The organism is Streptomyces sp. NPDC001663 (assembly GCF_042893105.1).
Taxonomy (GTDB): Bacteria; Actinomycetota; Actinomycetes; order Streptomycetales; family Streptomycetaceae; genus Streptomyces.
Window position 1 is genome coordinate 1,019,591 of record NZ_JBIAUR010000001.1, and the last position, 13,745, is coordinate 1,033,335.

Annotated in this window: 15 protein-coding genes and 2 pseudogenes; 14 read left to right on the forward strand and 3 right to left on the reverse strand. The window is 67.7% G+C overall.

The genetic code is table 11. The annotated features are described in order from the left end of the window. Positions 1-337: 337 nt before the first annotated feature. A complete protein-coding gene (locus ACFY1L_RS04750) occupies positions 338-1,105 on the forward strand; it encodes a transposase (protein ID WP_388818115.1) in 768 nt (255 codons plus the stop codon). Next, positions 1,093-1,224: a hypothetical protein gene (locus ACFY1L_RS04755; RefSeq protein WP_388818118.1), complete on the forward strand. Its 132-nt coding sequence runs from the start codon at positions 1,093-1,095 to the stop codon at positions 1,222-1,224. Before ACFY1L_RS04750 ends, ACFY1L_RS04755 begins: the two co-directional genes overlap by 13 nt. A 204-nt stretch (positions 1,225-1,428) precedes the next feature. Here the strand turns inward: ACFY1L_RS04755 and ACFY1L_RS04760 are convergent, their stop codons facing one another. The 3 genes from ACFY1L_RS04760 to ACFY1L_RS04770 all read right to left on the reverse strand — a co-directional run bounded on the left by ACFY1L_RS04760 (position 1,429) and on the right by ACFY1L_RS04770 (position 3,792). After that, on the reverse strand, positions 1,429-1,800 hold the full coding sequence (locus tag ACFY1L_RS04760; RefSeq protein WP_388818121.1) for a gamma-glutamylcyclotransferase family protein: 372 nt from the start codon (positions 1,798-1,800) through the stop codon (positions 1,429-1,431). An 80-nt stretch (positions 1,801-1,880) separates the two neighbouring features. Then, positions 1,881-2,432: a GNAT family N-acetyltransferase gene (locus tag ACFY1L_RS04765; protein ID WP_388818124.1), complete on the reverse strand. Its 552-nt coding sequence runs from the start codon at positions 2,430-2,432 to the stop codon at positions 1,881-1,883. Positions 2,433-2,442: 10 nt separating this feature from the next. Next, positions 2,443-3,792: a hypothetical protein gene (locus tag ACFY1L_RS04770; RefSeq protein ID WP_388818126.1), complete on the reverse strand. Its 1,350-nt coding sequence runs from the start codon at positions 3,790-3,792 to the stop codon at positions 2,443-2,445. Between the two features lie 321 nt (positions 3,793-4,113). Between ACFY1L_RS04770 and ACFY1L_RS04775 the strand changes: the two genes are divergently transcribed. From ACFY1L_RS04775 to ACFY1L_RS04830, 12 genes and pseudogenes are all read left to right on the forward strand, one after another. Next, a complete protein-coding gene (locus ACFY1L_RS04775) occupies positions 4,114-4,533 on the forward strand; it encodes an ATP-binding protein (RefSeq protein ID WP_388818129.1) in 420 nt (139 codons plus the stop codon). After that, positions 4,533-4,931, forward strand: coding sequence for a DUF6415 family natural product biosynthesis protein (locus ACFY1L_RS04780; protein WP_388818131.1), 399 nt, complete (start codon positions 4,533-4,535; stop codon positions 4,929-4,931). Before ACFY1L_RS04775 ends, ACFY1L_RS04780 begins: the two co-directional genes overlap by 1 nt. 59 nt (positions 4,932-4,990) lie before the next feature. Then, complete coding sequence (locus ACFY1L_RS04785) at positions 4,991-5,656, forward strand: hypothetical protein (RefSeq protein WP_388818134.1); 666 nt, start codon at positions 4,991-4,993, stop codon at positions 5,654-5,656. A gap of 87 nt (positions 5,657-5,743) precedes the next feature. Beyond that, entirely contained in the window at positions 5,744-6,769 is a 1,026-nt protein-coding gene (locus tag ACFY1L_RS04790) for a thymidylate synthase (protein ID WP_388818137.1), read from the forward strand. Then, a complete protein-coding gene (locus ACFY1L_RS04795; RefSeq protein ID WP_388818139.1) occupies positions 6,766-7,818 on the forward strand; it encodes a nucleoside-diphosphate kinase in 1,053 nt (350 codons plus the stop codon). Before ACFY1L_RS04790 ends, ACFY1L_RS04795 begins: the two co-directional genes overlap by 4 nt. Positions 7,819-7,841: 23 nt before the next feature. Further along, a complete protein-coding gene (locus ACFY1L_RS04800; RefSeq protein ID WP_388818141.1) occupies positions 7,842-9,032 on the forward strand; it encodes a radical SAM protein in 1,191 nt (396 codons plus the stop codon). Further along, a complete protein-coding gene (locus tag ACFY1L_RS04805) occupies positions 9,029-9,634 on the forward strand; it encodes an exonuclease domain-containing protein (protein ID WP_388818143.1) in 606 nt (201 codons plus the stop codon). Before ACFY1L_RS04800 ends, ACFY1L_RS04805 begins: the two co-directional genes overlap by 4 nt. Continuing rightward, complete coding sequence (locus ACFY1L_RS04810) at positions 9,631-10,227, forward strand: AAA family ATPase (RefSeq protein WP_388818146.1); 597 nt, start codon at positions 9,631-9,633, stop codon at positions 10,225-10,227. Before ACFY1L_RS04805 ends, ACFY1L_RS04810 begins: the two co-directional genes overlap by 4 nt. Then, positions 10,224-11,003, forward strand: coding sequence for an aldo/keto reductase (locus ACFY1L_RS04815; RefSeq protein WP_388818149.1), 780 nt, complete (start codon positions 10,224-10,226; stop codon positions 11,001-11,003). The genes ACFY1L_RS04810 and ACFY1L_RS04815 overlap by 4 nt, the downstream gene beginning before the upstream one ends. Positions 11,004-11,494: 491 nt before the next feature. Next, complete coding sequence (locus tag ACFY1L_RS04820) at positions 11,495-11,803, forward strand: NUDIX domain-containing protein (RefSeq protein WP_388818151.1); 309 nt, start codon at positions 11,495-11,497, stop codon at positions 11,801-11,803. A 349-nt stretch (positions 11,804-12,152) separates the two neighbouring features. Then, a pseudogene (locus ACFY1L_RS04825) lies at positions 12,153-13,282 on the forward strand (ABC transporter substrate-binding protein). Positions 13,283-13,364: 82 nt separating this feature from the next. Beyond that, positions 13,365-13,673, forward strand: a pseudogene (locus tag ACFY1L_RS04830) (MarR family transcriptional regulator); the annotation flags it as partial. Positions 13,674-13,745: the final 72 nt, after the last annotated feature.

Sequence of the window (13,745 nt, forward strand, 5' to 3'; positions counted from 1 at the left end):
GCTCTTTCCCGTCTGCCGTGAGCTGAAGGTTTCCGGCAGACACTTGCTCCCTGCTCGGGCACGAACTCGGCCGCATCCTGACCCACCACCTCACCTACGGGGACGACCCGACGGCCCAAAGACAACTGGTCGCGCTCGGCTCCGCACTGGACCAACTACCGGGCGATGCACCGGCCGTACTCAAGGCCGAACTCGAACAGGCCGCTGCCGTCGTCGAGCGTGCCACCCGCTCCCGCGTCGCTGCCGACCTCGGCAGCACCTCGTCCTGCGTCGCAGCGTCCAGGCGATGTGGCGCGGCCGTCCTAAGGACAGGGACGCGGCTGGATTCGTGATGCTCGTGGGCGCCCTGCTCAGTGCTGTGGCTTCCGCGATGCACTGGCACCGCACCCGCCGACACGCACAGCAGGAGGCGGCAGCGGAACAGGCCCTCCACCTGCAGGTCGCGTACGCGAAGGCCACCGAGCCGGTCACGGTCGGCCTTGCCAGCCGTGCGCCCAGCTCGCAGACCAAGCGCTGCTGCGCCCACCACCTCCACCAAAGGCAAAGCCGTGACACTGTTGGTGATCTTGTCGGGCTGGTGACGGCGGTCGCTGGTGGTGGTTGGCTGGTCTGTGGCGGTGTGGGGCGGTGGACGGTGTCGATGCGTCCAGCAAGTTTCCAGCAGATTCCCCCGGTGACGGTGCGGATGGCGTCGGCGGGATGCCCAAGGGGCACCCCGGCAACGCTGATCCGGGACCGGTTGGACGTCCTGTTCGAGGACGAGGAGTTCGCCGATCTGTGTCCGGCCGATGGTCGACCGGGCCTCTCGCCGGGGCAGTTGGCCCTGGTGTCGGTGCTGCAGTTCGCCGAGAACCTGTCGGACCGGGCGGCCACGGATGCGGTGCGCACGAGGATCGACTGCAAGTACGGACTCGGCCTGGAACTGGACGATCCGGGGTTCGACTACTCGGTACTCAGTGAGTTCCGGACCCGGCTGGCCGAGGGCGACCGGGCGGATCAACTGCTGCAGTTGATGCTGGACCGCTTGGTGGCAGCCGGGCTCCTCAAGGGGCGGGTCGACAGCGTACCGATGCCACCCATGTCCTGGCGGCGGTGCAGCGGTTGAGTCGGCTGGAGCTGGTCGGCGAGTGTGTGCGGGCTGCGCTGTTCGACAAGGCCGGGCTGGTCACCGATGGTCGGCACGTCAGCTCCCAGGACGTCGAGATGGCGCCGCGACCGAGCTGACCCAGCGGGGTGCGACGGATGGTGAACTGGAGCGGGCTGGCCGTTGGCGTCCGGGTTCCCGTCTCCCCCGCGAGGTGTACGTGGCGCCCTGCGCAGGCCGAGCGAACGACCCGTTCGCCCGGATCCCCGGGCACAACCCCGCGGCAGCGGCGCAGGGCTGACGCGCAATCCGAGGACATCTCCTACGCTCGGACACTCGTTGGGCTACTCGCCCTTGGGGAAGCCCGCGGCGAGGCGAGGCCCGATACGCGCACAACGGGCCGTGTACTCCACGAGATGCTCGGCCCGGAAACCCTCGGCGTCCCAGTCGGCTTCCTGGACGTCGCCGCCTCGCCAAACGTACGTCCATCCTTGCTTGCCCGTGGAGAGAGCGACTTCCTGCAAGTCGTAGTGGAGATCCTCGAACGCGTCGAGCATCTCCCATTCCTCAGAGCTGAGGTCGGTGAGCAGCACGCCGGCCGCCGACCTGCCGGACGCGCGGACGAGGCCCGGATAAACGCGCTGCGAGTGCGGCCGCGCGGTAGCCAGGTGCGGACACCGGGGTTCGTTCAGGTATCCGTCCCAGGAGCGCCTCAAGGACGGCGTCGAACTGCAGCGTGCCGTAGCAGAACAGAAGGTCCGGGCCTTACGTCAGTCGGTCCCGGCCATGTGAAGTCTCAGACACTGGGCTTCCACTCGTCGTCGAGCATCGAGTGCACGACCGAGTCACGCCACCGGCCCGCCTTCTGGATGTGGGCACGAATGATGCCTTCCTGGACCATGCCTGCCGCTGTCATGGTCTTCGCCGACGCTTCGTTGAGCGGGGAGCGTGCGCCCCAGATGCGATGCAGGCCGAGGTCTTCGAACCCGAGGCCCAGGAGTAGGCGGACGGTCTCCAGGCCGTAGCCGACACCCCAGGCCTCCGGGCGCAGCGCGAAGCCGAACGTGGCTGCGCGCTGCTGGTGGGGGTCCATGGCGAGTCGCCCGAACCCGATCAGCGTGTTCGTGTCCCGCTCGATGACGGCGAGCGCGTACTCGCTACGCGGCTCCGCCGTGGCGGAGGCGATGGATCGGGCGACGATCTGGCTGACCTGGTCGCGGGTACGCGGCTCGAACGACAGGTGTTCCGTTGCCTCTTGGTCGCCGTAGATGGTGAGCACCGCATCGACATCGTCGATGGTGAGCTCGCGGAGGCTGAGACGCTGGCTGGAACGTTGGACCGGGAACATGCCGGGAACCCTATCGCTGGCTTCCCGAGGGGAGCGCCGGCCGACGAGGCGCGTATACCGCGATCTCCTCCTGCAGGTCGCGGGCGACAACGGCGGTGCGGGCACTGGTGGTCATGAGCGCCTGCCGTACACGCTGGGCGGAGACGACGATGCCGTTGTTCCGGTACGTGGGCGGGAGCTCCAGGACGGGGCGAATGGCGTCTGCGGCGCCGTCGACCTCTCCGCTGTAGAGGAGGACGAGAGCCTGGTTGCACTGGGCACCAGCCAGGTCCCCGAACGCCCAGTTCGGGTTTTCGCGGTCGCTGAAACCGCGTACGGCCAGTTCTGCCTGCACCGTGAGTTCCGCATCGCCATGGCCCAGGAGAGCCTCGGACTCCACGGCGTAGTACGTCTGCTTCTCCTGTGAGTAGGTGAGGAGGCCGCCGAGCTGGTCAAGGTCGTCCAGGACGACGCTCCCACGCCGGTCGATCGCCTCCCGATTCGCCGTCCGGACGGTCCCCTCGTCGCCCAGGACGGCCGCAGCGCGTGCCTGAAGACCGAGGAGCCACAACCCGACGGTGCCGTTGAGATTTGAGGAGAGGGCCGCCCCCTTTTGGGCATAGAACAGGGCGTCCCCGGGCCGGTCTGCCCAGTATTCGATGAGCGATTGCAGACCGTTGACGAGAGCCATGAGGCCCGGGTGCTCGGCGTCCTTGGCGAACGCGCCGGCGAGCAGGCTCATCGTCCTGGCCTGTTCCCGGTCCTCCATGTCGTTGAAGCCCTTGGCTACGAGGAAGGCCAGCACGCCGGCCATGAAGTTGAGATCGCTGAGCTGCGACGGGCGGTGCTTGCCCGTCTCCAGATTGAAGATGACCTGGTCCTGGGCGTCCAGCAGGTCGTCCCAGATCGCCGCCAGTGGTACACGGGGGTAGTCGTGGACCAGCCGGGCAACCTGGTCGTGAAGCAACGGGAGGGTGTTGTCCCCCGCCCTTTCGCGGTCGGCCTGGAGAACGTAGTTCCTCGCGCGTCGAACGGCCATTGCGCCGCTCCTTTTCATCTCGCTCAGGTCCATGCCGGGTTCGGCATGGGAAGCAATGGGCGACGTGCCGACCAAGGGGACGAAGTCCGGGGTGGCTCCCTCGGGGACTTCGGTCCACAGGTCGTCGATGCTGTAGCCGAGCATTTCGACGATGACCTGGCGGAAGGTCTTCTGAGGCTTGCGCCCCTCGTAGATCCATCCCTCGAAGGTCTTCGGGGCAGGGTCCACGTTCGTCAGGCCGAGCCGTTCGGCTGCTCTCCTGTACGGCGGAAGGAACTCGTCAGCGCTGCGAATACCGCGCCTTTCGAGTTCGAATCGGAAGAACAGCACGGTGCCTCCCATCACATCCGCCTAGCACGTCACTGCTCCGACCTTAGAGCGCTGTCCTCATCAAGTTGCCCCATACAGACGCTACTTATCAGTTCCGAGGTCAGTCCGAGGAAGAGCCGAGGAGAACCGTCAACTTTCCGCCAATCGCCGAGGACGGTATGGGGGTAGAGCCGTCTGCACACCGTTGCAACGCTCGTAACAGCCCTCGCTGAGAGTGCCCGGACGTGCACATTCATGGACCAGGGAGTTCCCCCGATGCCCCCCAGCACAGTTGCCGGAGCGGCGACAGCCGTACGGACGCCTCGCGTTGCCCTGCACCGCGATGGGGACCTGATGAGCGAGAGATTCAGGGTCGCCCCCCGCTACGGCAACGCACCAGCGCGCGACCAGGACACTTGCCGGGTCGGAATGATGCGGCGAATCGCCGCCGCACGGCTCAGGTACTGCGGACTGGACAGCCTGATCGACGAAGTGACGGTCATCGTCTCCGAGCTGCTCACCAACGCTGTGCTGCACAGCGGCACCACGGAGGTCGCCCTGAGCCTCAGCGTCCGGAACGGCTTCCTGCGGGTCACCGTCACCGACGGTATGCCAGGGGCCGCCACACGCAAGGACGTCGACGAGAACGCCGAATCTGGGCGCGGCCTCGCCCTGCTCGAGGCTCTAGTGGCGGAGCACGGCGGAACCTGGGGCACCAGCGACGACGGCACGAAGACCTGGTGCGACCTCACGATCCCTGGAGGGGGGTCCTGATGGTCGCGGTGACAGTCGACGTAGCCGCCCAACTCCTGAGCCGTCGTGCATCCAACGATCGCGAGACGGTGGGGATGTTCCTCGCAGGCCTACGCCGCTCCCTCGCTCACGAGGCCATCACCGACGAGCTTTACGACGACCTGGAGGCCGTACTCGGTGAGCACGCCCACCCGGCTCCGCACGAAACCGCGGTCGTCGCGGGCCGGTTCCGGAAGGCGACAACGACGCTCGTGGAGATCGTGCCGCACCTCGTGCAGCCGTACCCCGTCGATGAGATGCGCCACCTGATCTACCTGAGCGCCGAGCACCCGGGCCCCGAGGGCGCCCATGGTCACGTCCGCCGATTAGCCCTGGCCATCCTCGCGCTCCTGGACTTTATGGGAGATGACGCCGAATGACGACCTGCCGCCCGCTCTCCCAGATCCCTGTCATGCCGTCGAGAGAGAAGAACCGTTCCGTGCGCACAGCAACCGAATCGCGCCTGATCCCCTTCATCACCCAGAGAGAAGGGGAAGAGGCCGCGCCGGACAACCTCCTCATCGTCCAGCACGCATCCGGGCCCCGGCTCTACTACGGGGATGAGGACCCCAAGGGCAGGGACCGGCCGATCCGAGGCGTGCTGTGGGCGCGTTGCAGCTTCAACCCCGTGGACGAACACGAGATGCCGACGGGTAAGCCGCAATGGAAGTTCATGCACCCGTACCGGCAGATGCTGATGATGCAGGCCATGCGCTGCCAGGTCTGTACGCAGCCGGCACGAACTCCGCTGGGCTTCATCTTCCTTGCCGGTCCCAAGGATCACGACCTCACGCAGGCTGAGATCCGGACGAACCAGCCTCCGGTGTGCCGCAGGCACGCCCGCACGGCCGCCGCACTGTGCCCGCACCTCGAGAACCCGATGGTCTTTCTCGCGAGGAGTGCCCCCCTGTACGGGGTCCACGGCACCCTCTATGGCCTCGAAGCGGACAAGAAGGTGAGTGTCGTCGCGCAGCCGGACGAGGCTCTGCCCTTCGGGCACCCGAACCTTCCCATTCTGCTGGGCTCCCAACTGATTCGCCGCCTGAGTTCCTTCCAAGCCCTCGACCTGGACGAGCTGCAGCGGGCACTGACGTTGGCTGCATAGATCCCGTTCGGCGGTCCGGTTGCCTCCCCCTAGGGCCCGGACCGTCGGACGGCCCAACCGCCCGTCCCCCAACCTGGAGAGTGCTTCTTGCTCACGGCACCGACATTCAGCAGCGTCGAAGGCGCCTACCTGGCCCTTCTCCGGCTGACGACCGAGGAAGCCGAACATCACATCGCGGCCCGAGGCAACGAGGCCCGTGAGGTCATCGGCGTAGGGTTCCGCCTCCCCGACCCCCGTCAGCGTCTGCCGTACCTGGCCGAGCGCAAGGCGAACCCGGTGTTCCAGTTCGCCGAAGCGCTCTGGTACCTCGCCGGGCGCCGCGACCTGGAAATGATCGGCTACTACGCCCCGTCGATGCGCGCCAGTAGCACCGACGGCATCCGACTCGGCGGATCCGCGTACGGCCATACCCTGTTCAGTCCCGCCAGCGGCACCAAGCAGTCGCAGTTCGACCAGGTGGTGGAGCTGTTGCTGAACGAACCCGACAGCAAGCGCGGATACCTCCCAGTCTTCAAGTCGAAGGAACTCACCGACCGCGAAAGCCCAGACGTCGCCTGCCTGGCCGGCCTGCACCTGCTCCCGCGGGACGGGCAGCTGCACATGGTCTGCAACATGCGCGCGAATGATCTCGACTGCGGCCTGCTGTCCGACGTCTTCTCCTTCACGATGATCCAGGAGTACGCGGCCATCCAGCTCGGCCTCGAGCTCGGCACGTACACGCATTTCATCGGGTCCGCCCACGTCAACGACCGCAACTCCGAGCGCGTCAAGCGCGTCCTGGGCGAGGCCAACTCCCGTCCCGCGGCGCCCGACTTCCCGTTCCCGGCGATGCCGGAAAGCACCGAGGGCGCGACCATCGCGCACGTTCTGCAGCACGAAGAGGCGTTGCGCACGAACCAGCTCCGCTACAGCGCCGAACACATCCACGGCCTGGGCCTGGACCCGTACTGGGAGCAGGTGGTCATGCTGTTCGAGCTGTATCGGCAGATCCAGCACGACCAGACCGCGGCCGTCGACCCGGGCCTCCTGGACGCGCTCCACCCCGGCCTGCGCTGGCTCATGGAACGCAAGTGGCCGGTCTGCGCCGCCGCCCCGGACGGGAGCCTGCAATGAGCGGAAACGGGAAGCCGAGGAGCGGCGCCGTGGTGGAAGGCGTCGACTTCGACCGTCGGGCCGTCATCCTGTGCAAGCCGGACGCCGTCGCCCGAGGCCTGGTCCACCGGGTCCTGGGGATGATCTCCGACGCGGGCATCGCCGTATCGGACCGCATGGACCTGGTGGCCCAGCCGTGGCAGGCGCACGTCACCTACCGGGATCTGCTCGCCGACGCCGGCCGCCGAGACATGGGCGACTTGCCCTCCTACATCGACGCCGCGTATGCGGGCCAGACGGTCACCGTCGCCCTGGCGCACGGCGAACCCGGCGTCCACGGCCGGCTCCGACAGCTCATCGGCCACACCGACCCGACCCTGGCGGTGCCCGGCACGATCCGCAGCGAACTCGGCGACGACAGCATCGCCGCCGCGCGCGCGGAGAAGCGCCTCGTCCGCAACCTGGTCCAAACCTCGGACGATCCGGCCGGAGCCCGCCGGGAGTACGGCACCTGGTACGGGCCCGGCTGCACGCTGCAGGTCCGTGACTTCGACCGCTGCTCCGTAATCCTGTGCAAGCCGGATGCCGTGCAACGCGGCCTGGTCGACGCCGTACTCGAGCGGATCGCCGCCGCCGGCGTCACCGTTGCCAGCCGCCTCGACGTCACTGTGCAGCCGTGGCAGGCCCACGTGCACTACTGGGATCTCCTGGTGGACGCCGACTGGTTCCCCGACCGGAACATCCCCCAGTGCCTGGACGACGCGTATGCCGGAAAGCCGGTGACGGTAGCCCTCGCGCACGGCGAGCCCGGCATTCACAACCTGCTGCGCCAGTTGATCGGGCACTTCGACCCGACCCGTGCCGCGGCCGGCACGATCCGCGGCGATTTCGGCAACGACAGCCTCGAGGCTGCGCTCGCCGAGAAGCGCCTCGTGCACAACCTCGTCCATACCTCGGACGACCCGGATGCCGCCCGCCGTGACTTCGGCACCTGGTTCGGTGCTGCCCGCCGCGAACTGCTCACCTCCCCAACCGGCGTACCGCTCCAGCCCGCTCACGCCGACCGCTGACCACCCCGGCCCAGGAGGATCCCATGTCCGCTCCCGCCGTACCTCGCCGCCTGCTCCCGATCCTGACCACCGAGCAGATCGGCGAGTTGAAGCCCGAACTCGCCGACGTGATCGAGTACCGCAAGTCCGGCCTGTCGGTGAACCACATCGTCGGCTGTCCGCTGGAGTGTGGCTATTGCGTCCGCCACCTGTTCGACAACTTCGGCATGAAGACACCGAAGCGGCTGATGAGCGACGAGGCCGCGGTCGCCGCGCTCGTCAGTCACCCGTACTTCCGGCCCCACAAGACGCCCATCCAGTTGTTCAACCGGGCCACCGACCCGATGCTGCCTGTGGTCAAACCGCACCTCTTCGCCGTCCTGCGGCAGCTCGACGAGCAGGGGCTGACCAACCACGTCCTGGTCATCACCCGGTGGCGGGTGAGCGCCGAGGACTGCGCCGTCCTCAACTCCTTCCAGAACCTGCGGCTAACGGTCCTGGTCACCCACTCCGGCATCGACAACCCGGCCATCGAACCGGTGAACTCCTCCATCGCCGCCGACAGCCTGCGCATGCTGTTCGAGCACGCGGAGGGGTACAGGACCGTCCTGTACTGGCGGCCGATCGTGCCGGGCCTCAACGACTCCGCCGAGCACATCGAGCGTGCCCGCGAACTGTCCCTGCAGGCGCACGCCACCGTGTTCACCGGCCTGTTCTTCCGCGAGCAGATGGCCTCTTACTACGAAGAGCACGGCCTGCCTCTGCCGTACGACACCACGGCCCGGCGGAAGATCATGCCGGAGCAGGCCGAACAGCGGATCCTGGGCGCCTACGAGTCCAGGAACGAGCCTGGCGGTGCCCCCTGGGGAACCTTGTTCCTCAAAACGAGCTGCGGCGTCGCCTACGCCTGGGGAGAAGCCGATTACAACGGCTACTTCGGCATCAAAGAGTTGTGCCGCATCTGCCCGCCCGAGCAGATCGCCGTATGCGCCAGGGCGTGGGTCAAGCCCCGCCTGGAGGACGTCACCCGCGAGGCGCGCGCCCTGGGCGCGATCGGCGACGTTGAGGTCAACGACCGTGCCATCGTCGTCGAGGGACTGGACGAACCGCCCCGCTACTTCCTGCAGCACGGGTTCGGCTACCAGTGCCACGACCGCGACAAGCCCCACCAGTACCGCCAGCACGGCCGGGCCCCCATCGGCTGGGAGGCGGAGGACGGACCCACGACCTCATGAACTTCGCCACCTGGCCCCCGTTGCTCGTCGTCGACGTCGAAGGCAACGGGACCACCCCGCCCGACCTCGTCGAGATCGCGGCCTTGCCCATCAGGGACGGCCGGCCGGACACATCCACGGCCAAGGCGTGGCTGATCCGTCCCGCGCGCCCGGTGACGGCGCACGCCGCGAGCATTCACGGCCTGACCATGGACGTCCTGGAGGACCAACCCAGGTGGCCGCAGATCGCCGACACCGTCCGCAGCTTCCTCGCCACCACGTGGATTGCCGCCCACAACGCACACGTCGAGTACCGAGAGCTGGGCCGCCACCTGCTGGGATGGGCGCCAGCCGGAGCCATCGACACCCTCCGTCTCGCCAAGGCCACATACAAGGACCTGCCCGCCTACAGCCTCGACGCGCTGGTCAAGCACGTCCAGCCAGACCTGACACAGGCCCCGCGCGCGGGTCGGCACCGCGCGACGTACGACGCGTACGCCACAGCGCAGCTCCTGCTCGCCATGGCCGCCGAATACGACACGTGGGACCAGTTGATCGCCGTCGCAGTGCCGCCGCGCCTGCCCGGCGCACCCGAACCAGAAAAGGACCCCACCCTGTGGTGACTCCCGTTCAGCCCGTCCGTATTGGCGTGCTCGGCACCCATTCCACCGGCAAGACGACGCTCTTCAAGCGCATAGAGATGGAGCTGCGTGCCCAAGGGGTCACGGTGGCGCGCACCGGCCGACTCGCCAAGCGCGCCGCCGCGGCCGACCTGCCGAAGATGCAGCATCACACATCACAGTCCACCGAGTGGATCATCACGCAGGGCATTGCCGACGAGATCGGCGCGGTCGCGCAGGGCGCCGAAGTCGTCCTCATCGACCGGGCAGCACACGACGCCATCGCCTACTTCCACGCGGCGCTGGAGTACCGCGGAGAAGTCCCGCCCCGGCTGGAGCGCGAGCGCCTCCGCACGCTCGCCTCCACACAACTGCCGAAGTACGACCTGCTGTTCGCGACGGTGCTCGACGAGAGCGTGCCCGTCGATACCAGCCACGACTACGACGCCCGCTATCGACGGTTGGTCGACCGGCACGTGCACCGTCTCCTGGCCGATGACGACATCCTCCACCAGCGGGTCACCAGTGATCTAGACAACCAGGCGCACGCGATCGAACAGGCCCTGCAACTCTGCCTGAAGAAGGCTGCCGCATGAGCGCCACGCCGCCAGCCGGCACCATCACCATCGCCGGGAAGACAGTCTCTCGCCTGGGGTTCGGCACCATGCGCCTGACCGGGCCCGGTACGTGGGGAGACCCCGTCGACCGGGATACCGCGCTCAGCGTGCTCCGGCAGGCCGTGCACACGCACGGCATCACACACATCGACACCGCGGACGCCTACGGCCCGCACACCGTCGAGAACCTGATCCGCGAGGCCCTGTACCCGTACCCGGAGCACGTGCTGATCGCCACGAAGGTCGGCCTGGTCCGCCCCGCCCCGGGCCAGTGGGTGCCGCTCGGCAATCCCTTCTACCTGCGCGCCTGCGTCGAGGCGAGCCTGCGCCGCCTGAAGGCGGACCGGCTGGAGCTGTGTTACCTGCACCGAATCGACCCCGAGGTGGCCCTCGACGACCAGATAGCCGTCATGCAGGCCCTCCAGGACGAGGGCAAGATCGGACACATTGGCCTGTCGAAGGTCACGCCCGAGAACATCCGCCGGGCCGGCAAGGACTTGACCATCGCCGCGGTGCAGAACGTCTTCAACTCCACCGACCGTCACGACGACGCCGCGGAGCTCTGCCAGGACCTCAACATCCCCTATGTGGCGTACAGGCCGCTCGATGCCGGCACCTTGGCTCGTGTGAACGGACCGGCCGCGCCGCTGCACTGGCTCCTCGGCCAGGGCCCCCACATCGTGCCCATCCCCAGCACCAGTCAGCCGCACCATCTCGACGAGATCGTGGCCGCAGTACAGGGTGAACCGGTCTGATGCCGGCCACAGCTGTGATACCGGCGCAGCGCCGTCGCGCCGCTTACGAGAATTGGCGGCCGCCGGTGATCGGCGTACAGCTCCTCGTCCCCGTTGGAGCCGATTGCCTGCTGGTAGCCGAGACCCTGGGCAGCATCGTTCTACCCGTTGACGCTGTGCACGACGGAGAGACTCCGTGGGAGGCGGCTCAGCACGTTCTCTGCGGCGCATCGAACGGGATCCCTGTCTTGCGGCACGTCGTGCTGGACCAGAAGCAGATGCGACGACGGAAGGTCATCACCCACGTCCTTGCTACCGCTTCCATGTCCCGCGGTGACGTTGTCCCGCTCACCTATCGGGATGCGCGTGGAGAGTCGGGTCCTTCTCGTTCTGCAGGCGCTTGCCGTCAACACGACTGCCTATCTGGAAGACGGTGTTGTGCAGGATCCACCGCCTGCAGAGGCCGCCCCTCACTGACAGATACCCAGTCACCACCCCAACCCCCAGGAATCATGAGCGGACAGCCGGCACAGTCCACCATCGACACCCACGTCCTTCTCCGCGCGGGCGGCAAGATCCTGCTCTCACAGAGAGGCGGCTCCTACGGCTACCGGCGGTGGCATCTACCGTCCGGCAAGCTCGACCAGGGCGAACACCTCACCGTCGGGGCGGCCCGCGAATTGTTCGAGGAGACCGACGTCAGGGCCGACCCTGACCCCTGGAGTTCCTGCACGTCGTGTACCACCGCGCCAAGGACATCATGGACGAGCTTGCGGAGATTTTGGCCGTGGACGGGTCCACACGGGAAGGTCTGGCTGTAGGCGGGGTGGCCGGTGGGGACGGCCTGAACTGGCTTCATGAAACTCGTCATTGGGGTAGAGCCTTCGCGTCGTCTCAGCGCCCGGCCCGCCCCCCGCGGGGGAACCTCAGGGGCGGGCCGGGCCGTCAACAGCCGCCCGCACGGTGTGGGTGGCGGACGACCGACACCAAGACAACTCCCTTCCTCGGCAAGGTGATTAGGGCGATCAGCCGTCCGTCCATCCGAAGCACCTAGGGCGATTGGGCCTTCGCATTACCTGACAGCTCAGGGGAGGTGAGACAACCGATGGCGCTGCCCTGCTCCAACGCCGGACCTCCGTACGGCACCCCCACCTGAGAGGCACCCTCAACATGTCCACGTTCAGCAGACGACATGTCCTGGCCACCGGCGCCGCCCTTGGCGTCGGCGCGCTCGGCGCCACGACGACTCCGGCCACGGCCGCCCCGGCGGGATTCCGCGGCACGGGCGGGCGCGAGGAGACGCGTACGCTCGACGAGCTCTACCGGGCCGCGCTCGCGGAGGGCGGCAAGCTCGTCGTCTACGCCGGCGGCGACACCCCGACCCAGCAGGACGGGACGAAGGCGGCCTTCAAGGACCGCTTCCCGGAGATCGATCTCACGCTGATCGTCGACTACAGCAAGTACCACGACGTCCGCGTCGACAACCAGTTCGCCACCGACACTCTCGTCCCGGACGTCGTCCAGTTCCAGACCCTTCAGGACTTCGACCGCTGGAAGCAGCAGGGCCGTCTGCTGCACTACAAGCCCGCGGGGTTCTCCAAGGTCTACGACGCGTTCAAGGACCCGCAGGGCGCGTGGGTGGCCACCGGGGCGATCGCCTTCAGCTTCCTGTATGACACCGCGACGGTCGGTTCATCGGCGCCGCTCACCCCGCGCGACCTGGTCGACCCGAAGTGGAAGGGCAAGATCGCCTCGGCCTACCCGCACGACGACGACGCTGTCCTCTACCTCTTCACGCTGTACGCCCGCACGTCGGCTGGGGCTGGGTGGCCAAGTCCGCGGCACAGGATGTGCAGTTCGGGCGGGGCAGCAATTCACCGGGCGACGCGGTCTTCGGCGGTCAGAAGACGATCGGTGTCGGCACCGCCGGGTCCGCCGTCAGCTCCTCTCCGGTCACGTTCGCCATCGGCGGCGGACACCCCTTCATGGGCTGGGGCCAGCGCACCGCAATCCTCAAGCAGGCCAAGAACTCCACGGCCGCCAAACTCTTCCTCAACTGGCAACTGTCGAAAGAAGTGCAGAACGGCTCCTTCAACGGCTGGTCCGTCCGCACCGACATCACTCCCCCGGCCGGCCTGAAGCCGCTCTGGGAGTACCCGAACGCCTATGTGGACGGCTTCCCCCGTTTCATGGCCGACCGCGCCGGCGTCGAACGTTGGAAGCAGACCTTCGCCCTGTACTTCGGCGAGGTCAAGGGCGACCCGACGCCTGGCTGGCTCGGGCTGCACCCGGGGGCGTAGGAGCTGATGTCCATGGTCGCCCCGGCCCTCCAAGGCATGATCGGTACGCTGCTACCGGGACGACCAGAGGGGCGGCGCGACCGTGGGCGAGCAGGCGGAGATCACGACGGTGAAACAGGCCGCGGATCACGAACTCATCCTGGCGTTCGGCCGCCTGCAGGGCGCGGCCAACGGGCTGGAGTACATCCTCGGCCGGGCGCTCGAAGTGGAGGGCGACATCAGCCACTTGATGTTCGAGGTGCCACTGATCCTCGGCCGGGCAAGCGAGCCGGGACTCCCCATGCGGGCCGTCGCCCAGGAACAGGTCCTGCCCATCGGCGGCGCCACCCGACTGGTGGACCGCATGGAGGCGGCCGAGCCTACTCAAGGGCGGCCCGGCCGGCCTGTCCGACCGGCATTACCTGTGGCAGGCCGAGCAGCGTGCTATCCAGCCCTCGAGAGTGGTTCATCAGTCGCACTCTTC